Origin of the sequence: Singulisphaera acidiphila DSM 18658, assembly GCF_000242455.2 — a bacterium.
Taxonomy (GTDB): Bacteria; Planctomycetota; Planctomycetia; order Isosphaerales; family Isosphaeraceae; genus Singulisphaera; species Singulisphaera acidiphila.
In genome coordinates this window covers 2,674,378-2,695,322 of sequence record NC_019892.1, presented here as the reverse complement: position 1 = coordinate 2,695,322, position 20,945 = coordinate 2,674,378, and the positions used below count along the sequence as shown (strand labels likewise).

Annotated in this window: 19 protein-coding genes and 2 pseudogenes; 9 read left to right on the top strand and 12 right to left on the bottom strand. The window is 60.4% G+C overall.

Annotated elements, in window-relative coordinates; translation table 11 throughout:
* The first annotated feature begins 299 nt into the window (after positions 1-299).
* A complete protein-coding gene (locus SINAC_RS10775; protein WP_015245672.1) occupies positions 300-713 on the top strand; it encodes a hypothetical protein in 414 nt (137 codons plus the stop codon).
* Between the two features lie 48 nt (positions 714-761).
* On the opposite strand, the gene SINAC_RS10770 is transcribed toward SINAC_RS10775, so the two are convergent.
* The gene (locus SINAC_RS10770) at positions 762-2,153 is read right to left on the bottom strand and encodes an IS701 family transposase (protein ID WP_015243925.1); all 1,392 of its coding nucleotides are present in this window, start codon (positions 2,151-2,153) and stop codon (positions 762-764) included.
* A gap of 227 nt (positions 2,154-2,380) precedes the next feature.
* Between SINAC_RS10770 and SINAC_RS10765 the strand changes: the two genes are divergently transcribed.
* Both SINAC_RS10765 and SINAC_RS10760 read left to right on the top strand, forming a co-directional pair.
* Positions 2,381-6,298, top strand: coding sequence for a hypothetical protein (locus tag SINAC_RS10765; protein WP_015245671.1), 3,918 nt, complete (start codon positions 2,381-2,383; stop codon positions 6,296-6,298).
* 223 nt (positions 6,299-6,521) lie between these two features.
* Positions 6,522-7,241 carry a transposase gene (locus SINAC_RS10760; RefSeq protein ID WP_081578276.1) on the top strand — a complete coding sequence of 240 codons (720 nt, stop codon included), beginning with the start codon at positions 6,522-6,524 and terminating at the stop codon, positions 7,239-7,241.
* 348 nt (positions 7,242-7,589) lie between these two features.
* Here SINAC_RS10760 and SINAC_RS10755 read toward each other — a convergent pair whose 3' ends face one another.
* Positions 7,590-8,078 carry a hypothetical protein gene (locus tag SINAC_RS10755; RefSeq protein ID WP_015245670.1) on the bottom strand — a complete coding sequence of 163 codons (489 nt, stop codon included), beginning with the start codon at positions 8,076-8,078 and terminating at the stop codon, positions 7,590-7,592.
* Positions 8,079-8,087: 9 nt separating this feature from the next.
* Positions 8,088-9,464 (bottom strand): hypothetical protein, encoded by a 1,377-nt coding sequence (locus tag SINAC_RS10750; protein ID WP_015245669.1) that lies wholly within the window; start codon positions 9,462-9,464, stop codon positions 8,088-8,090.
* Between the two features lie 25 nt (positions 9,465-9,489).
* Between SINAC_RS10750 and tnpA the strand changes: the two genes are divergently transcribed.
* From tnpA to tnpC, 3 genes and pseudogenes are all read left to right on the top strand, one after another.
* Positions 9,490-9,867 (top strand): IS66 family insertion sequence element accessory protein TnpA, encoded by a 378-nt coding sequence (tnpA, locus tag SINAC_RS37950; protein ID WP_015244204.1) that lies wholly within the window; start codon positions 9,490-9,492, stop codon positions 9,865-9,867.
* Complete coding sequence (gene tnpB / locus SINAC_RS10740) at positions 9,861-10,247, top strand: IS66 family insertion sequence element accessory protein TnpB (RefSeq protein WP_015244205.1); 387 nt, start codon at positions 9,861-9,863, stop codon at positions 10,245-10,247. Before tnpA ends, tnpB begins: the two co-directional genes overlap by 7 nt.
* A 31-nt stretch (positions 10,248-10,278) precedes the next feature.
* Positions 10,279-11,664: pseudogene (tnpC, locus tag SINAC_RS38740) on the top strand (IS66 family transposase); the annotation flags it as partial.
* 90 nt (positions 11,665-11,754) lie between these two features.
* On the opposite strand, the gene SINAC_RS10720 reads toward tnpC, so the two are convergent.
* The 3 genes from SINAC_RS10720 to SINAC_RS10710 are packed head-to-tail and all read right to left on the bottom strand — an operon-like array spanning position 11,755 to position 14,952.
* Positions 11,755-12,747, bottom strand: a complete 993-nt coding sequence (locus SINAC_RS10720; RefSeq protein WP_015245667.1) for a site-specific integrase — start codon at positions 12,745-12,747, stop codon at positions 11,755-11,757.
* Positions 12,731-13,696 carry a tyrosine-type recombinase/integrase gene (locus tag SINAC_RS10715; RefSeq protein WP_015245666.1) on the bottom strand — a complete coding sequence of 322 codons (966 nt, stop codon included), beginning with the start codon at positions 13,694-13,696 and terminating at the stop codon, positions 12,731-12,733. The genes SINAC_RS10720 and SINAC_RS10715 overlap by 17 nt, the downstream gene beginning before the upstream one ends.
* Positions 13,693-14,952, bottom strand: coding sequence for a site-specific integrase (locus tag SINAC_RS10710; RefSeq protein WP_015245665.1), 1,260 nt, complete (start codon positions 14,950-14,952; stop codon positions 13,693-13,695). Before SINAC_RS10710 ends, SINAC_RS10715 begins: the two co-directional genes overlap by 4 nt.
* 176 nt (positions 14,953-15,128) lie before the next feature.
* Between SINAC_RS10710 and SINAC_RS38735 the strand changes: the two are divergent.
* Both SINAC_RS38735 and SINAC_RS40790 read left to right on the top strand, forming a co-directional pair.
* Positions 15,129-15,413: pseudogene (locus SINAC_RS38735) on the top strand (IS66 family transposase); the annotation flags it as partial.
* A gap of 222 nt (positions 15,414-15,635) precedes the next feature.
* Positions 15,636-15,818 (top strand): hypothetical protein, encoded by a 183-nt coding sequence (locus SINAC_RS40790; protein WP_174377930.1) that lies wholly within the window; start codon positions 15,636-15,638, stop codon positions 15,816-15,818.
* Between the two features lie 264 nt (positions 15,819-16,082).
* On the opposite strand, the gene SINAC_RS10695 is transcribed toward SINAC_RS40790, so the two are convergent.
* From SINAC_RS10695 to SINAC_RS10685, 3 genes are read right to left on the bottom strand one after another with little or no spacing between them, the layout of a single operon-like run.
* A complete protein-coding gene (locus tag SINAC_RS10695; protein WP_015245663.1) occupies positions 16,083-17,822 on the bottom strand; it encodes a DUF2326 domain-containing protein in 1,740 nt (579 codons plus the stop codon).
* A complete protein-coding gene (locus SINAC_RS10690; protein ID WP_237722424.1) occupies positions 17,813-17,995 on the bottom strand; it encodes an ABC-three component system middle component 6 in 183 nt (60 codons plus the stop codon). The genes SINAC_RS10695 and SINAC_RS10690 overlap by 10 nt, the downstream gene beginning before the upstream one ends.
* A gap of 49 nt (positions 17,996-18,044) precedes the next feature.
* Complete coding sequence (locus tag SINAC_RS10685) at positions 18,045-18,989, bottom strand: ABC-three component system protein (RefSeq protein ID WP_020465517.1); 945 nt, start codon at positions 18,987-18,989, stop codon at positions 18,045-18,047.
* 278 nt (positions 18,990-19,267) lie between these two features.
* Between SINAC_RS10685 and SINAC_RS10680 the strand changes: the two genes are divergently transcribed.
* Positions 19,268-19,699 carry a hypothetical protein gene (locus tag SINAC_RS10680; protein ID WP_015245660.1) on the top strand — a complete coding sequence of 144 codons (432 nt, stop codon included), beginning with the start codon at positions 19,268-19,270 and terminating at the stop codon, positions 19,697-19,699.
* Here SINAC_RS10680 and SINAC_RS41530 read toward each other — a convergent pair.
* From SINAC_RS41530 to SINAC_RS10665, 3 genes are all read right to left on the bottom strand, one after another.
* Positions 19,696-19,830, bottom strand: coding sequence for a hypothetical protein (locus tag SINAC_RS41530; protein WP_020465518.1), 135 nt, complete (start codon positions 19,828-19,830; stop codon positions 19,696-19,698). The genes SINAC_RS10680 and SINAC_RS41530 overlap by 4 nt on opposite strands.
* 107 nt (positions 19,831-19,937) lie before the next feature.
* Entirely contained in the window at positions 19,938-20,174 is a 237-nt protein-coding gene (locus SINAC_RS10675) for a hypothetical protein (protein WP_015245659.1), read from the bottom strand.
* A gap of 207 nt (positions 20,175-20,381) precedes the next feature.
* Positions 20,382-20,933, bottom strand: coding sequence for a transposase (locus SINAC_RS10665; protein ID WP_015245658.1), 552 nt, complete (start codon positions 20,931-20,933; stop codon positions 20,382-20,384).
* Positions 20,934-20,945 lie beyond the last annotated feature (12 nt).

Genomic DNA, 20,945 nt, shown 5'->3' with positions numbered 1-20,945 from the left:
CAAAATGCGTTCCGGACGGACTCGGATAATTTCTAAGCACGCCCAGAACAAGGCGCAATGCTCCACTCACAACACATGATGAATCTTTATTTGACGTTAGGATGCTGAACTCGGTCGTATCCAACGTGCAACGTTAACAGAAATTTATATATAAAAAAATTGAATGACATCGATATTGGGGATCAGGGAGCGGCATACGTCGAGAACAGAATTCTTAATGCTGACTGCTGGACTGCACCGATCTATTTTGTCGGCATAACCGGCAAACTCGCCACGTTCGGACCGCCGAGAGAATTCTGATGAAGATCCCGTCTGACTCAAAATTAAGCCTTTTTAGGCCGTTTGTCGCTGTTTTATGTGCGGCGCAGTTGGTAGCTGCGCAAAGCCCACCTGAGATTCAACATTCGCAGAAAGCAAGAAGATTTTTCCATAATCCATTCCGCGAGAAGACTCCTGTTCCGCCCGCCGGACTCTCCCTCGTCGACTTTGGTAACAAGCTTGACGATATTTCTGATGACATACGGGATGACGGCCTAGTCGTCATCAAGCAACCCGATGTCTACAGCCAGTCCCGGATGACGAAGTATCGTGTCGATTTCGACAAAGAGATGGCGAAGGAACTCGACGCGTTCAAATTCATCCTCTCGTCTCGCATCGCTCGGACCGACCAAGCTGCCGTCGAGAGCCAGACTGCCCTAGTACTACAGCGCTAAGTCGTATCCCATTTGCATTGGGGCAACCCTGTAAGTTTGATGCCCATCTCATGCAACTTTCGCCTTGTCCGCTTGGTGTGGCACCGTTGCGCCACGGCGTTTCGACGCTGCGCCCGCTCGATCTCTTCGGAGGTCCGCTCCAGAAGCTTTCGCGGAGGACTCAGCCCCAACCACCAGAACGGGATCAGCGCCGCCATCGCACTGTGGACTTGGCACTCCGTCAGACCCGGATTTTTCCCCCCCGAACTTCTGTCGCATCCGCGATAGGAACAAGTAGCTCAGGCAACTCAGGATCAGGTGGCGTTTGAGCCCCTGGTAGCGGCGGCCCTCATACTGATCCAGTCCAATCTCGGACTTCTGGTCTTCGAAGCAGCGCTCGACGCGCCATCGCGAAAACCCGACCAGCAACAGCACCTGCACCGACGTCTCCTCGGGGGCGGCGCCGACGAAGAACTTCAACTCCGCCGGGTTCAAGACGTCACGGGCGGCAACCAGGTGCAGCGGCTCGCCCGGTAACCCGTCGGCGCCCACGGGGGAAAACCGCAGGTGCTTGACTTCCCAGACCATCGGCCCCTTGTGCCCATCCTTGACTCGCCACTGGACCCAGGGCTGGTTGCGAAACCCGTCTTGATCGAGCATGGCATCAACCCGCCGAGCCGGTGTGCTGCCGCTCGCCAGGCGAGGCGTCTTGCGGCCGCGGCCCCGCCCGTGCTTACGGTACTTCCTGGTCACGACACGCGGTGCCTTGATCCAGCCCATGAAGTTCCGCGGCACCTCGCCGACGAACTTCTGGCGACGGGCCGAAAGTCCCCGCAGGAACTCGGGCTTGCCGCCGTAGCCCTCGTCGAAAGTCATCCAATCGAAGTGCAGGCCGTTGCCGGTGGCGCGGTCGTAGAGTTCCAGGGCGATCGTCCACTTGGGCCGATACACCATGTCGTCGGGGATGCCGGCCTCGCGGCAGCGGGCGCGGTCGAGGGACCAGGATTCCGGCAGAAACAATTCGCCGTCGAGCAGACAGTGAAAGCCCTCACGAGCGTAGGCGAGGTGGACCGTGACGATGCAGTTCTCCTTCTTGCCGACGGAACCGCACCACTGCCGCTGCACGCCGGGGGTCTTGTCCCCCTTCTTGACGTCGCTCGTCTCATCGAAGACGCCGATCGCGTGGGGACCGGCGTGCTCGTCGCGGACGATGTGCTGGAGCCGGTCGCGCGTCCGGTCCTGGTCCCAACAGTGCTGGCTGAGGAACTCCTGCAGGGTCCTGACCGGCACGCCGGCATTAATGGCAATCGGTTCCACGCTCTTCTCGGGGATATCCGAGAGCTGGCCGGAGACGTAGACCGGCAGATGGGCCCGCGTGTCTTTGCGCGGGAAGCAGTCATCGAACCGCTTGAGGAACTTCTTCAGCGCGGGCTTGAGCTTGCGAATCTGTGGGATATCCATGCTCGTACCTCCATAAACCATGAAGGCAAGCATACTTTCGCAATGGCCGGCGGATCAAGACGCTACAACTTGGCGCTGTAGTACTAGGCGCAGCATTAGTTGCCACGGGCCGAAGGGGAGGCCGATCGACGGCACCATCCGTCTCCGTCGCCAGCGGAGCGAGCACCCAAGAAGCTGGCCCGGACCCTTCCAAACTTGCCGACGAATCAACCAAGGCCGCCGCCGAAATGCTCAAGTACATCCAAGAGAAATATAAGGACAACCCTGTTTCTGTTACTAAAAGTTTCGAACTGCTCAAAGATTTTCGAGCCGATCTCGCACGGAAGGATGGTTCGCTTGGCCTGGAGCCGACAGTGTATGTCGATCAGAAGCGTCGTTATCTTGACAACCTCAACGCCCACCGACGGATCAATATTGGCGACGACATCACCGATTCTGCCGGCTATGCCCTCTACTTGGTTCGGATGCCAGTCTCAATCACTCCGGGAGAACGCACACACCACGGCTACGGAGCTGATCTGGCCGTTACCATCGAGCACGAATTCACTCCTGACTTCCTCGCGACAACCTTTCGCAGTCTTGCCATCAACGACCTGACGGATGTCCTGTCGCCATACATCTTCGAGTCAATCCGAAGCGGTCGTGTGCAAGCCCTCATTGATCGCAAAGCGGCACTAGACAGATTGAACAAGCTTAAAGAGGAGCTCAAAGCATCGACGCTTCGATCTCTGGATGACAAGATTTCGAAGGACGAAATCGCACAAGCCCTATTGTCAGACAGTCAATTATTGGAACGCTTGTTCAAATTCAAATTTGCAGAAATTCGTATCGGCAAAAATGAGGATCTTAAAACAATCAATAAATTGGCAAATGATATAGGTTTGTATGTTATTAATGGGGGCAAGAAGCAACAGTTCAGTAGTTTTGACGAATTCAGAGAGGCCAAGAACAAAGCATTGAACCCCGAATTATTTGCAGCATTTGCCCCATACGAAGCATCGCCGCCTCCGCCACCTGAGCTACAGGGACAAGATGTTCGGAGACCTCACGCATCTGAGAAGCCTGCGAACGAAGATTCTCCGCGGAAGCGATTGGAGCTACTTCTCGATGGTATGACAACCTTCATTCTCCGGGATGGATTGACTCAAACCGGTATAGCAAAAAGGGTGATAGCATCCCGATTACGTCTGCTTGACGCTGAATTCAATGCGGCCGTAGGACGGATGATCGAAAGAGAGTTAAAAAAAAATCCTTCGTTTAACTCAATTGAGCTCCGCAATATACAAGCATTTGAGAGAACTGGCCAGGCTGTGAGGCAAGCTGTTGCTAGCTTTTCTGATTCTGAGCCAGTTCAGAACCAGCCTTGGCCGAGGTCATCTCTCGGAGGGGAAGTACGCAAAGCCGTAGCTGTGATCGCCGTTGACCTGGTAAATGACTCATTGGGTGCAAGTACGTACAGCAGTATTGCAAAGCAATTGGTGGATACCGTGCTTCTCGATGATGCTAGATTGCTGGTTGATACATTGGCCCCAGGGAAGCAGAGCGACTTGGCCAAAGTCCTTGGCGACGTCAGCAATGCAAATATTGCAATTGAGGGTCTGTCTTCGGTTTTACAGGCGGGTCCCGGCGCAGACCGAGGCACGCAGCAATACTATCCGGTCGCACCAAACGATCTTCCTGAGATCTTCCTTGAATCCACCCTCGACCACGTGGCCTTCGCTGTGGACGCGCGGTTGAAGAATAAGGTGCCTCGGGCGAGTGACGTTCGAGCCTACCTAAAAAACATGATTTCGATTGCTTACGACACGATGGCCCGTCCGCCTGCTCTGAAGGGCGAGGGCTTGGCACCGGGATTGATGGGGGCGAGGGACCGCGACCGCTCCGTGGTCCGTGCACAGAATCTTGTCACGAGTCCACTGAACGAGGAAACCAACGGACTCAACTCTGCACTCGAGACCGTAGCGGTTGGCTTAGCCAATACTGAACTCATACTACGTATTCACGAGGCGGTCAGCCGTCGAGGCTTCGTGCCCCGGCCCGGCAAGTCACCGAGTGACTTCAGTGAATTGGTCATCGACGAACATGGAGTGCCGATCGACCCGCCCGGAGACCTCTTTGCACTCCGTGAAGAATTGTGGAACTCACTTTCCCGTTCCTACTTGAATATCCGCGATACGCCCTTGGGGCATCTCTGTTGGGCGGTTGCCATCGAGGTGGGGTTACTGGACGCCCGGTTCAAACGCGACATCGCGCGGACCTTGGATGCCGAGGGAATGCCGGTCCCAGAACCCCATTCTTACATCCTGTTCCATCCTTGCTTGCCGCAGCAGATGGACCCCGACCCACGCCGCATCTTTGAGCAGTACATCAAGACGCGGTGGAAAATCATCACCTTCGCGCTCGATCCAACCACCGACGAGCAGAATATCTTAGACGCATTCAGCCTTCGCCGAGACTTACAACTTGCACTGTCGTTCGCTTTTTCCACAGGGCGGCTCAGTTTCTCACAGCTAAACAGCTTTCGGAGAAGACTGGAGCAGGATGCAGAAACGATCGCGTTGAATCGAACAGTGACGGCCTCAGCGCACGGCAACGATGTGTTCGGATGGCGATTTCAGCCGAGATACCAGAACCCGCCCAATCAGAAGACCAACTTCGGCGTCCTCGCCAGCACACTCATCAGCGGCGGGCCGGGTCCGGACTACGGGACTCGTAAGAGCAAGCTTGAAACCGGTCAGCGTGAACTTACGGCGGTGGTCGTGATACCGTCTTTCCTAACCCGGGCACGGTTCTTGACGACAGGCAATTGGTTTAAGCTGACTGACCCCGAACATTTGGTAGTCCCGACCCGGCGTATGCTTGAGCAGGGTCGCCAAGTGGGGGACCTGCGGGGCAACCTTGGCCTAATCTGTGACTCGCACCGATATCGACCCGGCGACATGCGCCAGATTGCCGCAAAAGTTGAGCAGTTGGAGGCTATGTTGCCAATGCAGTCAAGGGTTGTTCGACTGCCATACGACGAATCAATTGCTGGATTTGACTTGTTCGTCGATGGAGCCGAGGCTCTTGTGCCCCGTCTGTTCGGCTACCAAGGTGCCTGGGGCATTACCAAAGGCAAAACGACTTCGATTTTGGTTTCGGGAAAAAACATAAGTATCCAAGAGACCAAAGTGGTAGCCGGAGGCCGCCCGCTTCAAGCTGACGATGTCGACATCATCAGCCGATCCTACCTCCGCTTAAGAATCCCAGGCGACGTTGATTCAACTGATCTTAAAGTCTCCGGGCCCAATAATCAGAAGTTTGTGGAGGTTTTCCTCTCCACGCCGAACGGTATATCTGACCGATTACTGATTCCTTACGACGACGGGGAGAAACCGTCCCCTCCTGCTCCGCCAACACTCGACCCCCGTGATTCTCGTTTGGTCGTTTCATACCACTGGCGACAGCAGGGGTCGAGTGCTCGATACCGCTTGGCTCCTGCGGCGACCCACCAGCCTCGGATGATCCGAATTAAGGTGCCCAAGCCGACTACTCCACCGGCCACGCCTGACATTCGCGAGGCAATCGTTACAATCGACGACGGAAGAGGCCGAGGCGTTCAAGTCACGGTGTCGGCGGCGCCCTCGGCCAGCGGCGAATTCTACACCCTCGACTCGAATCTGTTGGGCAATGGCGTCCTTCAGGCCATGAATCAACTCTATCCGACAATCCGACGTGGCGACTTGCCCGCGCAACTAGTTGGCAGTGTCGTGCTTGCCAAACCCACAGCCGCCTTAGACGCCTCGCCCCAAGCAGTTACTGGCACCCTAGTCGTTCAGCTTGTCGAATCAGGGACTGCTAGGTCGCTCAACCCGACCCCCTTTGCGAAGCCAACTCCAGTCCCCCCCATAAGTAACCCCACGGTCCCGACGCCTACTCAACCTGCGAGCGGAGCATCGACGCCGGCTCCTACGAATCAACCCGTGACTCCTATTCCTTCCATCAATAATCCGGGCAGCAATCCCCAAGGTCAATTGCAGTACTCACCCTCGCCGGCACCAGGGCAAGCGCCCTCGACTCCTGCAGTCACAAGGGAGGCTGAAGGCCACGACTCGTTCAAGTTGCCACCCTTGCCTACGCAGCTCTCACCATTGCCAGAATCGTGATGGATATGGGGCCGAACCGTTGCGATTTGCCCCGTGGGCGGAGGTCCTACTCAGCTATCCGGCTCGAGATCACGTATGGTCGTACGGACAATAGCTGGGTAAAGAAAGTGGGCGAAGCTATTGCAGGATCATGATCGAGGCCACATGAACAAACGCTAGGAAGTTCCAGGCTGTCTTCTCATACCGAGTCGCCACCCTCTGACTCCTTCTTCGCCCATTACGAATGCGAGACCCTCCGTTCCACCCGCGAATGATGGTCACCCTCCTTCTCTATTGCTACGCCACCGGCACGCGCTCCTCACGCAAGATCATGAGACGCAGCCACATTGATGTCGCCTGCCGCATCATCGTCGGCGACGACATCCCCGACGTCCGGACCATCAGCGACTTCGGCAAAACTCACCTGGCCCGCCTCGAGACCTTGTTCGTCGACATGCTCAAGCTCTGCTCCCTGGCCGGTTTGGCCAAGGTCGGGACCATCGCCTTGGACGGCACCAAGGTCAAAGCCAACGCCTCGCGCTACAAGGCGATGAGCTACGACCGCATGGCCAAGGAAGAGGCACGGCTGAAGGAGGAGATCGCCAAGATCCTCGCCGAGACGGCGTCGGCCGATGCCACCGAGGACGCGGCGCACTGCCCTGATCGTCGTGGCGATGAGCTGCCTGAGGAATTGAAGCGACGGCAGACCCGGTTGGCCAAGATCGAAGAGGCCCGGACCCTGCTGGAAGAACGGACCCGGGCCAGGGCGGCCGAAGAGGCGGCTCGCTGTGAGGTTGTTCCGCCAGTACAAACCCGGCATGCATGCCTTTGCTCGCGATCAGCTCCTGGACGAGAGTCTTCGGGCCCCGAAGCACATAATTGGGGAGTTCGATCACCGGAAAGATCGACTCAATCGTGTCCAACCGCTCAACGCGGTCGAGTTTTAAGGCGGGCAAGTCCGTAGCCAAACGGACGGCAAACTCGCCTTCGACGGCCAGGTTGGCGCAGGAGATGTGTGAAATCCGAGCACCTGAGTCGTGACGTTCCGTGTCGAAAAGCCTGCCAAAGATCGGCTCCTTGACGCCGAACTGCTCCTGGATGAGTCTGCTCGTGCAGCCGATCTTGTAGCCGATGATCTTCTCCCCGCGATCTTCGCGGAGCCGGGGAGCCGGGCGACCCCCGCTTGAAGAGCATACGCCTGGGCGATCGTCAGATTGAGGGGTACGGCAAGGCACTGGCCTGGCGTCATAGGCCGTCAGCATTCGTCGAGCCAGTTCGTGGATATCAACGATCATCGTTCCGATTCCGTCGCCTACCGAGACGACACGTCATCGAACACGAGGCTCAGGTCGACCGTCTTGCCCAGCATCTCCTTCCACTGCTTTCTCTGGTCATCCGTGAGGAGGGTTTCCAGCTTGGCCTGGAGATCCTCGCGGAGCTTCAGCACCTTGGGGCGAATCTCATCGGGGTTGCCGCTTTTCCAAGCATCTTCCATCAGCGGAGCGATCTTTTTCTGCATCTGCTGGATCTCCGCCATGAATCGCTTTCGTTGCTCGGCCGTGACTTTCAGGTCCCTCCACGACTCCCCGTCGCCGAAAAGCCATTCCCGTCGCAGCACCAATTCACGCAAGCGCTTGCGCTGTGCTTCGTCGAGAGTTTCTTTCAGGACGGCCGTCAGTTTCTCCTGCGCCCTCTGGCGGTCTGCTCCGAACTCCTTCTTTCGCTCCTCCGGCTTCACGCCCTCGATCTTCTGAAAGGACTGCATGATGTCGAGAATCAGATGCCGGAGGCGGTGCTCCAACCTTCTCCGCTATTCTGCGGTTAACTTCAATTCCTCCTGGACCTTGTCTCGGGACACCAGGAAGGAACCGCCGAATTCGTGCCGCAGCTTTCTGCTCGCCTCCTCCGGCGCGTCCTGAGCGGGGGACTGTCGCTGGGCGTCCGGAATCGGCACCTCGCTACCAATCAGCTTCAGTACGGCGTCAGCCGCTTCCTCGGCACGCTCCAGATCCATCGCCTTGATCTGCTCGTCGAGGGACTTCATGAGCGAGGTCGCCTTCTCCTGTCGGTCGGCGTTCCCCTGAACCCAAGCGGTAAGCTCCTTCTGGATCTGTTGAATCTTCGCCGGCAGGCGCTCCTGGACCGTGGACGCCTTCGGTTCCTCCTTATTCTGCCCCTTGTCCCCTTTCATCATCGCCAGGACTTCGTCGGCGACCTTGTCCGCCTTCTGCCACTGCTTCTCTTTCACCAGCCCCTCGAGCTTTTGGATCAGCGGCATCGCCTCCGCTTGCTTCCCTGATTTCTGAATCCAGCCGGGCAATTCTTCCTGAATCTTGCGCATCTTGGCCTGGAAAGCTTCGCTCGAAAACCCCGTGGCGGCGGATTCCACGAGGGGTTCACCCCGCAGAAACTTCGCATACGCAGCCAGCGCTTCCGGGTTCTCCGTCGCCTTCCGGAAGAAGTTGTCGCGCATCGCTTCCCCGCCGATACCCCACGAGAAGATGTTCGTCATCACCGCACCGTGGTTGAACATGCGGGCGAGGTACGATTCCATCGTCGGCTCGCCCGGCATGCTCGTGGGCGACACGTTGGTCCCCTCGGCGGAGATCCAGGCGGGAGAGCCATGCTTCGCGATCACCGCATAGACTTCCTTGAACGTCGCCCCTTCGGGATATGTGGAGAATCCGGGACGGTAGGCGAGACTGAACGCGACTTCCGGCACGGCGATATGGACCTTCCGGGCGTAAGACTCCTTCGCGTCCGCTTTCCGCAGCCCTTGGTCGGTGAACGCGATGTGGCAGAAGATCCGCTCGCGGGGGACGCCGCCGTCATGCAGCGAGTTCGCCCCCAGCTCCATGAACTCCTTCACGACTTGCACTCGCTCGAGGTCGATGTCCTTCGGGGGCTTGGTCTCGGTGAACCCGCGATGGCGAAGCGCACGGTATCCGAGCGGGCGGTTCGTCTCGAAATCGCTGCCGATCTGCGTCTCCCATCCCGTCATCACGCCCGCGAAGAGGTGCTGCTTCCCCTGGGTTTTGAGGTCCGCCAATTCCTTCTGAATCTCATTGCCGATCACCCCGCCGCGGTCCCTGACAGCCGCGATGATCCCCGGGCTGTTGAAGCACATCTGCGTAAGCGTTCGAAATAGCCAGTCTTGTGCCGCCTGATAGCCTGGAAGACGGACCATTTTGTTCGTCCTCCGGAGTCAGACGATGCCACGTGCCGCCAATCCTGCCCTCCCAGTCCTCTGGCGTCGGCGACTGCAACAGCAGTCCGACAGCGGTCTCACCATCGGCCAGTTCTGCCAAGGCCAAGGGATCTCAACCGCGTCTTTCCACGCCTGGAAGCGACGCCTCGCCTCGGATTCGCCTTGCCCTGTCCCCGCTCCGGCTCGCGAACCGGCATTCGTGCCGGTCATCCTCGCCGCCGCCCCCGAGTCGCGAGCCGGCGATTCCCCTGAATTCCTCACCATCCGACTCCCCGACGGCGGACGAATCCTCCTGCCCATCGCCGCGGGCGGTGAACTCGTCTGCCGGGTCGTCGAGACCGTCGCCCGCGTCGCGGCGAGGATGGAGCACGCCTCATGTTGAGCGTCCCACACACCGTGCGGATCCTCCTTCACGCCGACTCCGTTGACCTCAGAAAAAGCTTTGACGGGCTCTCGGGAATCGTCAGCCAAGCCTTCCCTCAGGAGGAACTCCTCTCCGGCCATCTCTTCCTCTTCCTGAATCGCCGACGTGATCGCATCAAGATCCTCTACTGGAATGTCGATGGCCTGGCGATCTGGTACTATCGCCTCGAAGCCGGCTCGTTCCAGGTCCCCCTCCGGCCCTCCTCCGACGCCCCGATCGAACTCCGGTCCGCCCAACTCGCCATGCTCCTGGGCGGCATCGACCTGGGGAACGCCCAGCAACGAAAACGATACCGGAGGACTGAGAAAAACAGGGAAAATCCCGGGAAAACCACTTGAAATCAGAGGTAAGTATGCGATAATCCAATTAATGATTAATCCTCTCGGTCGAAATGCCCAATCCGGCCCCGCGTCGCCGCCAGTCTCCGGCGATGCGGCCCCTCCCGGCGACGCGAGGCAGCAACGGATCCAGGACCTGCTCGCCGCACTCGATCAAGCCACCAGCAGGGCCAATGAGGAGTTGACGCAAGAGAACGACCGCCTGCGCCAGGAGTTGGAGCGGTACCGCCGCTATGTCTACGGGCGACGCAGCGAACGATGCGACGATCCTGGACAAGGTCATCTCTTCGCGTTCGGCGAGGACCTCGAGGTGGCTCCCGAGGCCGAACCGGAGGCCCCGATGCCGGCCGCTCCGAGGAAGTCCCGGCCATCGCGGACGCTGGATTTCAGCCGCCTGCCCCACGTCCGCATCGAACATGACGTGCCCGAGGCGGACAAGACTTGCTCATGCTGCGGCCGGTCCAAGGCACGCATCGGCGAAGACGAGCGGCGTGAGCTCGAATTCATCCCGGCTCGCCTGGAGGTTCGGGTCCACGTCCTCCCCAAGTACGCGTGCTCGCACTGCCACGACGGAGTGAAAAGCCCCGACGGACCGGAGCGACCGCTCCCGGGGTGCATCGCGGGAGCGGGCCTGCTTTCGCAATTGCTGATTTCCAAGTTTATCGATCACTTGACCCTGTACCGCTTCGAGGGCATCGCGGTTCGCTACGGTTTGCACCTGCCGCGTGCGACGCTGTGCGATTGGGTCCGCAAGGCCGCCGAGTTGATGGGGCCGCTCTACGACCTCCAAAAGCAACTCGTGCTCCAATCTCCGGTGATCTGGACCGATGACACCCCCGTCAAGGCGCTGGGCGGCGAGGCTCCCGGGAGCCTGACGACACGGTTCTGGCTCTATCATGGGGACGAGGATCATTCCTACGACGTGTACGACCATACGGCGAGTCGCAAACGCGACGGGCCGGCGACGTTCCTGGCCGGCTTCGTGGGTTATCTCCAGGCTGACGCATATGCTGGATATGACGGGCTCTATCTCGGGTCGCCTTCGGCGATCCACGAAGTCGCTTGTTGGGCGCACGCCCGCCGCAAGTTCTACGATGCGCGGTCGTCGTCGCCGGGGAACGCGGGTTTGATCCTGGAAGCGATCCGCCGGTTATACGACGTGGAGGATCGCGTCCGAGGGTTGTCCGTTGAGGCGAGACAGGCCCTGCGTGCGCAAGAAGCGGTGCCGATCCTGGAACGGCTTCGAGGGGACCTCGATCGGCTTGCGGACCAGTCGCTGCCGAAATCGGCGTTGGGCCAGGCTCTGACCTATGCGCGGAATCAGTGGAAGGCGTTGTGCCGCTACACCGAGGACGGCCGGCTGACGATCGACAACAACGTGGCGGAGCGTCGCCTCCGCGACCAAGCCATCGGCCGGAATTATGCGGGCCTCCGGATTATGCGGAGTCGCCACCAGACCGATGGGTGTGCCCAGCGAATTCACGCGGCTCGACTCCGCATAATACGATCACAGGCTGTCCAGGAAGGCGAGCAGCTTGCCCTTCGGCCGGTAGACAGTCGGCTCCGGCGACAAGCCCCGCGCCTTGGCCAGTACCTCCTCCTTCATCCTCAGATCGGCCTCGACGTATTGGTGCGTCGTCTCGGGGCTTTCGTGGCCCAGCCACAGGGCAATCACCGTTACGTCCACCCCCGATTGCAGCAGGTGCATCGCCGTCGTATGGCGAATCGTGTGGGGCGTGACCGACTTGCCCTTGAGACCCGCGCACTTCTCCACCGCCCTGTCCACGGCCAGTGCAAGCCGATCCTCGAATCCGGACCGGCTCAGAGGCTGACCGCGTGCGTTCGGGAAGAGCGGGGTGTCCGGCTTATCGTCGAGTTGCTTCGACCAGTGCGCCAGAGCCTTGGCCGTCTGCTTCCACAAGGGGACCACCCGCTCCTTGCGACCCTTGCCTCGGATCCGGAGCGATCGCGCGCTCGTGTCCGTCAGGTCGCCGCGCCGGAGGCCGACGGCCTCGGACACACGGGCCCCCGTGTTATACATCACGGCAAGCAGCACTCGGTCCCTCTGACCGGCCCAGGTCGCGGCGTCCGGGGCGTCCAGGATCGCCTGCATCTCCTCGCGGGTCAGGTAGCCAAGCAGCGGCTTACTGTAACGCTTGGCCGGGATGGCCAGCACCCGCCGGGCGAGCGGCCAAGCGGTTGGGTCGCGCGACGCGGCGTATTGTACGAATGAGCGCAGCGTGGCCAATCGGGCGTTCCGCGTTCGGGGGCCGTTGCCCCGCGTGGTCTCCAGGTGATCCAGGAAGGCGAGGACCGCCGGGGCATCGAGGTCCGTCAGGCCGAGCGCCGGGACCGGCTTGCCCAGGTGCTGCGGCAAGTAGGCCAGAAGCAACCGAAACGTATCACGGTAGGCTTCGACCGTGCGGGGGCTCACGCCTTGCTGCTCAATCAACCGGCGACAGAAGAAGTCCTGGACCAGCGCGTCAAAGCTGGGGATCATGTGTCATCTCCTTGGGGTCGGCGAACCGCTCGAAGCGCTGGCAGGCCAGCGCCAACAATTCCGGCACGCCCGTCAAGTACCAGTAGGTGTCTGTGACCTTGACGTGGCCGAGGTAGGCCGAGAGCTGGTCGATCGCTCGTTCGATGGGCGTCCCGTCGCCATACCACTCCAGCAGGCGGCGGCAGACGAATGTGTGCCGCAGATCGTGAAGGCGTGGGCGGACGCGACCAACCGGGGCCGCTCCAGGCATCGCTTTCTGCAACAGCCGGTGGAACGTCTGCCGCACCGTGGTGTAGGGCAAGGTGCAACCATTCTCTGATATAAAGAAGGCTGTGCCTGCCGGCCCGCGTTGTAGGCGGCCACGAGCCTGGGCATAGTCGCGCAGGGGCCTGACGGAGGTCGCATGCAGGGGGACGAGCCTGGTCTTGTGGAACTTGGTCTGGCGGACGGTCACGACGCCAGCGTCGAAGTCGATGTCGCCCGCCCCCAGGGCGAGGGCCTCTCCGATGCGCAGGCCGGTGCAAGCCAGCAGTCCGATCAGGGTGGCATACGTCAGTGGGCGGAGGCCGGCCGACGGGGCGAGTGACCGGGCTGCCTCGACGAGCGCGGCGATCTGGGCCTCGGAGTACAGGAAGGCCGGCCGGCGGGCATGCGCCGGCCCAAGCAGTCCCCGCGCGGGGATCTCCGTGCCCGGCTCGCGCGGGGCCAAGTATCTCGTCAGTGTCCGTACGATCTCCAGCCGCCTGGCTTGGTACAGCCGGGCCGCCCTCTCCGGGAGACGGGCCCAGCGGAGGGCGAGTTCGGTGGTCACCGGGCCGTGGTGGCCCGACTCGTCGGCGTAGCGGGCGAACGACCTGAGCAACTCTCCTTCGGTTCTGACCTGGTAGCCCAGCGCCCTGCGATACGTCAGATACTCTTCCACCCGTTCGGCCATGGTCGGGGCGCTCATGACCCACCTCCCGGCCAGGGCAGGGCCACGGCGCGCTGGGACTCGACGTCGAGCTTGACGTAAATCGTGGTCGTGTCGACCGAGCGATGCCCCAGGACATCGGCGATGCCCTTCAAGCTCTGGCCGGCCGCCCGCATCCGGGCCGCTGCCGTGTGCCGCAGGACGTGCGTGCCGACGGACTCGGTGCGCCCGGTTGCGGCGGCATACGCGCGGCGGAACGCACCGCGGATTAGGTCGTGAGTCACGGGAGCACCGGCCGGCAAGGTGTGTCGCAAGAAGAGGTGGCGGGCTGTCGAAGGCGGCCTGCCGTCCTGGAGATAGGCCGCGATCGCGCGCCCCGGCGGCGCCGGCAGCGGCAGTTCACGAGGGCGCCCCCCTTTGCCGCCCCGGATCGTCGCAATCCCGAGGCGCCAGTTGATATCGTCGAGGGTCATGGCGGCGACTTCGCTGACGCGGAGTCCCAGGTCACACATGCAGCGCATCATCGCCAGGTCGCGACAGCCGGTTGCAGTGTGGATGTCGAAATACGCGAGGACGGCCTGAAGGTCCCCATCAGACAGGGATTTCGGCAGGCGGTCCATGGGCCATTGCGGGGCCGCCGGCACGGCGCCGGCCAGGGACGGGTCGAAGCTGTGCGCCAGGGCGAGGTAGCGGAGGAAGCTGCGCAGTGACGATGCCAGGACGGCAACCGATCCGGGCCTCAATGAACCCGCCTGGCTCCGGAAGTAGTCCTGAATGTCGCCCACCTTCAGTTGGTCAGGCGCCGGCACGTTGTCGCCGAAGTGCCGGTCCAGGAACTGCCAGGCGTTCCGCCGACGGTAGATCCGCGTATTCTCGGACAGCCCGCAGGTCTGGTAGAGGAACATGTCGTACTCGGCCAGCAGCGCGTCGTGCCGCGCCGGTGGTGAGAGCAATCGAGCCGGGTCCTGTTGATCGAGCATCCGCAGCAGGTGATTGACCGCGGCACGGCTCGGGATGAGGCTCCGGGGGAATCGAGGTGGGCACGCACAGGCACCCAGGTGGTCGTGGACGAATTGCCGGACCGAGGCCTTGGTGACGTGGCCCTGCGACACGGCCGGATAACGGGTCCCCAGCCAGTAGCCGTAGTGCTCTGCGGCGCGCAGGAACTGATGGATGACACTGGTCGCATGACCGCGTCTGGTCAGGTAGCTGGCGAGTTGGTCGAGGGTTGGACCAAGGGGGTTGGCCTGGAATCGGCGGAGGTGATGGGGCCGTTGGAAGAGCGCATCGAGCATGTGAGTCCTCCCGGGAAAAAGATCGAGATCCCGGGAAGAGCATCCGAATTATGCGGAGCCATGTCCGCTGAAAACCGGCTGGGGGAAGGAATGTAACCCGACGTTGCGAGGGGGCGCCGGCCCAACTCCGCATAATCCTGAGGCCCGCATAATTCCGGTTATGCGGATCTCCGCATAACCGGAAGAATTGGTTGTTCCTGGGGAATGTGGATGCGGGACCGCGAGCGGCGGTGTTGAGCACGATCATGGCAGGGGCGAAGCGTCATCGCCTGGAGCCGTGGGCCTACGTCAAGGACGTACTGATGACGCTGAGCGTGGCCCCGGAACGAGTCGAGGACCTCTTGCCCGATCGGTGGGCTCGGAACCATCCGGGACACGTACTGACGCATCGCCTGGAGGAATCACGTGAACGGGCACGGCGTCGCGACGCAAAACGAGCGGATCGTCGCAAGCGGAAGTGATCCAAGGGCGGTCCGATGCGCGGAGTGACGGGAGTGCCAATCGCGGTCCCCCCCCCTCTGGGAATCTCGAGCGCTTACCATCTGCGGCGGGAATTTCGTCGGAATCGGTCCCCAGTCCGCGCGCCGTCCCGTGTTAGGCCTCTCGTCCCAACCAGCCGTCTCGATGTTCTCGGGATTCGAAAGCAAATCCTTCCGCCGCCCCCAGGTCATCGAGTCGTCGATGTGGAACGCCACCGCCACGTCGTTCTCGCGGGCAGCCGCGAACGCATCGCGGATGAACTGGCGCGTCTCGTCGTCGGACATATCGAAGCAGAGCGGCCCGACGGCGAAGCACAGCTTGTGGCGCTCGTCCCCGGTCGTCCCAATCGCCTTGTTCACGTCGCGCACAAACGCGTCCAGTTGTGACCTGCTGAGCGAGGAAGCGACCGGCATCGCGCCGCCACATGGCTTCGTCGTGCTGGGGACGGGGGAACGGGTGAAGGTGGCGAACACGCCCGCGCTGAGGGAGTGGGTGCTGGGAGTGGCGGATCATATCCGGGAGGCACGGCGGCGGATCAGGGAAGAGATCGAGGTGAGCCAGCCGTTGGGGAAGTGCCGGGCGTGCGGGGTGAGGGAGTGGTGTGGGCGGAGGAGTGGGTAGGTAGCTGGTCGGGCCGTTCGATCAATCCATCAAGGCTTCTCGTACTGCATGTCTACCTGAACGCCTAGGAGTTTCCCCGATCCATCCGGCTCGTCGGTCAGCTCTAATACGCGTGGCTGGACGAACAAACGATCAAAGTCTGTGCCTGCTTCGACTTTCACGGAGTCGATCTGATCTTCATTGACCGTAGCGATATATTGCCAGCCTTTTTCTCGCGTGACGCGATCAGCAACCCGGAAGAGCGTAAGTCGCTGGTGCCAATCCATGCCGGCGAAGAGCCGACTGTCATGGAAGAGGAACTCCATGCTGTGACTCTGGCGTAAGAAGAGTAAGAGTAGATCGAAGCAGAAAATCCGGACGTCGTTGATGCCATCGGCCTGGTCGTATTCGATTCTGGCTTCGATGTCGTACCTTATCTGGTTATCTGGCTTGTCGTTGTTCTTGACAATAAGGCCGGCCGCCTTATTGCCGTAGAATTCGCGGGCGAAACCACGATACGTTTCCATCAGCATGTCCCGGTGAGCCTTCGCCCCTTCCAGGTAGACTGTTGTCTCGACCGTCGCCTGCCCCATCTCGGCGCGGATCATCTGAGCTTCATTGGTGTACTTCTCGATCAGCGCGAGATAATCCTGAATCTTCGTCTGGCGAGCGGTCAATTCACTCAGGAAACGACTGTTCTCTACATATTCATCAAGAGCACGATGGGCATCCAGGAACTGAAGTTGGGAGTCCAGTTCGCGTTCCAGGTCGATCCGTCTGCTTTGAAGTATCGATTGCTTGGCCAGGGTAACCGTTCGCTCTTGCTCCAGTCGTCGCGTTCGATTCTCTCGGAGCCGTGAGTAGAAGACTTCCACTTCTTCGAACCGCTTCGTCACACTGGCAGGCATAACGATATTGGCTTCGTCGTACAATCGCCTCACCCTGTCCGGCGCCACGTCGGGGTGAAGTTCGAGTGCCAGATCGATATCGCGCAGCCGGACACCTAGGATCGCCTCTTCGTTGCGTGTCTCTACCAGTAAGAATCTGGTATTGTTTGCTTGTGCTTCGCGTTCGCTGAAGTCGTTCGCCACCTGAAATTCCGACAAGTCGTTTCGGAGTTTTGCGATCTGTTCATTGAGGGAGGCTAGCTCGATGTCGGCGTTCTTCTCGCCAAGGTAGAAATCGCGGAGCTCAGCGTCTTCCTTGTACTTCTTCGCAAGGCTCGTTCGCTCGTCGAGTTTCTTCTTCGCGTCGTGTTTCTTAACGACGCGATGGCAATCCAGCCCCAGCAGGAAGCTCTGATAGAGGACCCTGTAATACGGCTTCCACTCCGAGCGGGCACCGTCGCAGGATGCATAGGCTTTACGGCCCGATCGCAGGAAGAAGCTCAAAAGTGCTCGAAACGACAGAGCACTGATGCTTGCGGGCAAATCGAAGACGCCGAGGGTGTTGAGAAAATCCTTGTACGCCGACAGTTTCATCTCTCTGCCGTTCACGGCAAGCTTGTCCTCGCCCACGACCCGGCTGACGAGGTATTCCATGCCCGCATGTTCGAACGTCAGAATGAAACACCAACCCTTGAGGTGTTCCTCGAACCCCTTGTTCTTTCCTGCTCCCAGACAGAAATGCAGCAATTCCACGAGGAGCGACTTGCCGACCCCGTTGTAGGTCGAATGAATGTCCTTCACGGCTTGCTTCGAGTGGCGTGCCACGATCAGGGACAGGCCGGTTCGATTGAACTTGACCGTCTTGAATGAAGTTCGTGTGGATGTGAGCTCGATTAGTCGCATCTCACCAACTCACCATCCTGAGTTACGTCGATCGCACCGACGGAGTAGAGGAAGCAAAGTGCCAGGACGAAATTCTCAACTCCATGGACTGCCGGCCAGTCGGGGGTACCGGTCTGCTCTTTGATTCGCACCCAGACGTCATCGAACCAGATCGGCTTGGTGATGTCCGACAAAACCAATCCCGCGAATCCGATCACTGACTCGGACAATTTCAAGTGCTTATCAGGGAGTAGCACCGGGGAGGCCTCTCGAAGAGGGGCTAGGATCGAATACGTCACATGCCTCGAAAAAGTAGCCAATAATGGCGTCTACCGCGACGGATGCCGCCGCGGTAGACTGTCTGGGAAATAGATTTCGCCTGAAGACGAGGAAGACGGCATCAACGACGGCTATATCTACGGGCGGGGCTGCTGCGATCGCCAGTTTGGCGGCCTCATAGACACCGACGACGTGGTCCCGCAATTCGCTCAGAGCGAACGCGGAATTCGCCCGGAAATATCTCTCGATGTGCCCCGTTTGCAAGTTCCCGTTCAAAATTCTGGTAGCGTTCACCCTCGACAGGCGATTTAATTCGATCTTCTCGTCGAGTCCCGGCGGGAGATCCATCCTCGCCTCCTCCTCATCGACGTCGCAGGCCATGATGTGGCGGATGACTTCGCCAAGCACGCTATAGTCGAGGCCGACGATTCGATCCGGGTCGGGTACGGCCCCGCCGAGGATCCGATCCCAATCCGTGTCATCCAGTTCGAAGAAGTCGGTCTCCAGATCCGCGGCCCCGTATGAAGCGAAAGTGATGGTCTTGTGGAGCGAGCGAAGCCCCTGAAGCCCCATGCTGATGTCCTTGGGAACGCCTTCGTATTTGTCATTGTAGGCGAAAGTAAACATGGAAATTCCTCGCCCGCCGCGCCCTCCCCACTGGGCCTTCACTTTTGCAAAATCATTCCCCAGTTTCTCCGCAGCCTTCGCCGCCTTTTCCTTTGGGTTGATCGGGGCATAGAGTTGGTAGTAATGCTTGTCCTTCGGTAGATAGCCGTCATTCCCTCCGTCCCCCTTGCTCCCTTGCGGCTGCACTGGTTCGAATGCCGACTTATGGATCGTCTTCATCACGGCCCAGAACAAATCCTGGAAGGCTTTCGCGTTGGCCAATATGCAACGACACTTAAGCATTTGTCTCGCCAGGGCGCGTTCTTCCTTCGTTGGCATGGCGTCTTGGCTCAGGGGGGGAGTTTTTCAAATCGGCGACTTCCGAGCACTCTTCGGACAGATTACACGACGCCCCGACAGGCTTCCAGGGTGTCTCCATGAGAGGATGCTCCCAGATGCCGTGACCCGGCAGAGGCACATGCACTGCCGTACATCGTACCCCTGAGGGAATTCCAGTTTCAAGCCACCTGCGCGATCACGCTTTTGTTGAACGTATTGCCACGGCCTGCTACCCTCCCCAGATGCCCAACCGTCTGCCTCAAGACCCAGCCGACCACGCCGAGGACTTCGCCCAACGCTACTCCCGTGACCTCGACGCCTACTGCGCGGTTCGGATGGAAGAGCTCGGCACCCCCGAACGGCTGCACGGCACGCGCGACCTGGAAGGCGACGGCCTCTGGACGGCGTTCATCGCCCGCGACCGGCAAGGCGGCAGTCTACTGGAAGGGATCGCGGTCAACTCGGGCTGCCTGAACCCGCAGTTGCTCAAGGGCAAGCCGGGGGCGCGGATTTACGCCAAGGCGTCGCTCAAGGACCGAATCGACGCGATCATTGCTCATGAGTTCGAGGAAGACCGGTTGAGAAGCCATGAGGCGGTGCTGAAGCACGGCGGGAAAACCGAGTTGCCGGTCACGGACGAGGCGAGGCGGATTCTGAAGGCGATGGGCCGTTAGTCGATTTCGCTGGCGAGTATGGCTGTAGACTCACTGGACTCGATCTGGGAGAGCGCCTTACGAATCTCAGCGGCCACTTGCTCCTCGGTCACGTTCGGGTCACTGCCCGGGAAGATCGAAGAATTGACCAAGCGATACCCTTCGGGGTAAACGCGTCTATCGCATCCCGGATGACCTCGGACTGGCGATAGGCCGCCGCCCTTTGAATGTCCGCGAGAAAATCCATCTAACCATCCTATCAGACGGCTTCCTTCGCGCAAGTCAAAAGCTCGCCCTTACGCTCGAACCCCTCGGCCGTGAGCCGGTAGATCGACTCCTCGCCATCGAGGAACGTGGAGCCAGCCCGCATCAGACCAGCCCGGGCCAGCTCGCGGTAGGGTTCGCGAGTGGATTCGTCGATGGCGATCTGACCCTGCCGCTCGACGTGGAGCCGGAACAGGGACAGTGCGGTGGGGGAGAGGGTGATGGTCGGCATGAGCGGCCTCCTTGTGGCGGCCATCTTACCGGGTGGCCGAAATCGGGGCGAGACGGTCCTGATGGGCACGTTGATTCCCACGACGCGGGTGCAACTCACCCTGCCTCCAACTCCCGTGGCGAGACTCACCCTGGCTATCCCGAGGGGTGGAGACTCGCACTATTTGCTTGTGCCCCGATAAAAAGTGCTCTAGTGTTTAGTGCAGTTTCAAGCGGGTTGCTGTGTGAGGCGATCCCAGTGTTCACATCCGAAATGCTCGTGGACCCGATCGATCACCTCGACGGCCGTCAGCTTGCGATCCGGCTCGATGATCGCCCGCTTGCCGTGCGCCCAGTGCGGCTCGATCCGGTTCAGCCACGGCGCCTTGATCGGCAGGTAGCAGGCGACGATCCGCACGCCGCCCTCGCGCTTGACGCGACGGTTATGCGCCTTGATCCAGGCCCGCACTCGCTTGATGACGTGCCAGCTGGCATTGTCCCAGACCAGGAGCAGGGCCCGCTTCCCCTCGGCCGCCAGGCGATCGCAGACCCAGGCCAGGAACTCCTCGGTCACCTGGCTAACCGGGCGGCCCTCGACGAACCGCAGGAGCATCCCGCCGGTTTCGCGTCGCAGCAGCCCGTAGCAGGCCAGCGCCTTGGGGTCCCGGTCGTCCGCCTCGGCCTCCAACTGGTGCAGCCGCGCCGGCTCATCGCCGGCCCAGACCCGCAGTTCAGGCCGCGCCAGCCGACTCCACCAGGTCTCATCCTGGAAGCCCAGCACCCAATCGGGGTG

What these genes read in the sequence shown, in the direction of transcription:
- SINAC_RS10775 (WP_015245672.1), top strand. Translation starts at nt 300, where the DNA reads ATGAAGATCCCGTCTGACTCAAAATTAAGCCTTTTTAGGCCGTTTGTC.
- SINAC_RS10770 (WP_015243925.1), bottom strand. Translation starts at nt 2,153, where the DNA reads ATGGATATCCCACAGATTCGCAAGCTCAAGCCCGCGCTGAAGAAGTTC.
- SINAC_RS10765 (WP_015245671.1), top strand. Translation starts at nt 2,381, where the DNA reads ATGCTCAAGTACATCCAAGAGAAATATAAGGACAACCCTGTTTCTGTT.
- SINAC_RS10760 (WP_081578276.1), top strand. Translation starts at nt 6,522, where the DNA reads ATGCGAGACCCTCCGTTCCACCCGCGAATGATGGTCACCCTCCTTCTC.
- SINAC_RS10750 (WP_015245669.1), bottom strand. Translation starts at nt 9,464, where the DNA reads ATGGTCCGTCTTCCAGGCTATCAGGCGGCACAAGACTGGCTATTTCGA.
- tnpA (WP_015244204.1), top strand. Translation starts at nt 9,490, where the DNA reads ATGCCACGTGCCGCCAATCCTGCCCTCCCAGTCCTCTGGCGTCGGCGA.
- tnpB (WP_015244205.1), top strand. Translation starts at nt 9,861, where the DNA reads ATGTTGAGCGTCCCACACACCGTGCGGATCCTCCTTCACGCCGACTCC.
- SINAC_RS10720 (WP_015245667.1), bottom strand. Translation starts at nt 12,747, where the DNA reads ATGATCCCCAGCTTTGACGCGCTGGTCCAGGACTTCTTCTGTCGCCGG.
- SINAC_RS10715 (WP_015245666.1), bottom strand. Translation starts at nt 13,696, where the DNA reads ATGAGCGCCCCGACCATGGCCGAACGGGTGGAAGAGTATCTGACGTAT.
- SINAC_RS10710 (WP_015245665.1), bottom strand. Translation starts at nt 14,952, where the DNA reads ATGCTCGATGCGCTCTTCCAACGGCCCCATCACCTCCGCCGATTCCAG.
- SINAC_RS10695 (WP_015245663.1), bottom strand. Translation starts at nt 17,822, where the DNA reads ATGCGACTAATCGAGCTCACATCCACACGAACTTCATTCAAGACGGTC.
- SINAC_RS10685 (WP_020465517.1), bottom strand. Translation starts at nt 18,989, where the DNA reads ATGCTTAAGTGTCGTTGCATATTGGCCAACGCGAAAGCCTTCCAGGAT.
- SINAC_RS10680 (WP_015245660.1), top strand. Translation starts at nt 19,268, where the DNA reads ATGCCCAACCGTCTGCCTCAAGACCCAGCCGACCACGCCGAGGACTTC.
- SINAC_RS10675 (WP_015245659.1), bottom strand. Translation starts at nt 20,174, where the DNA reads ATGCCGACCATCACCCTCTCCCCCACCGCACTGTCCCTGTTCCGGCTC.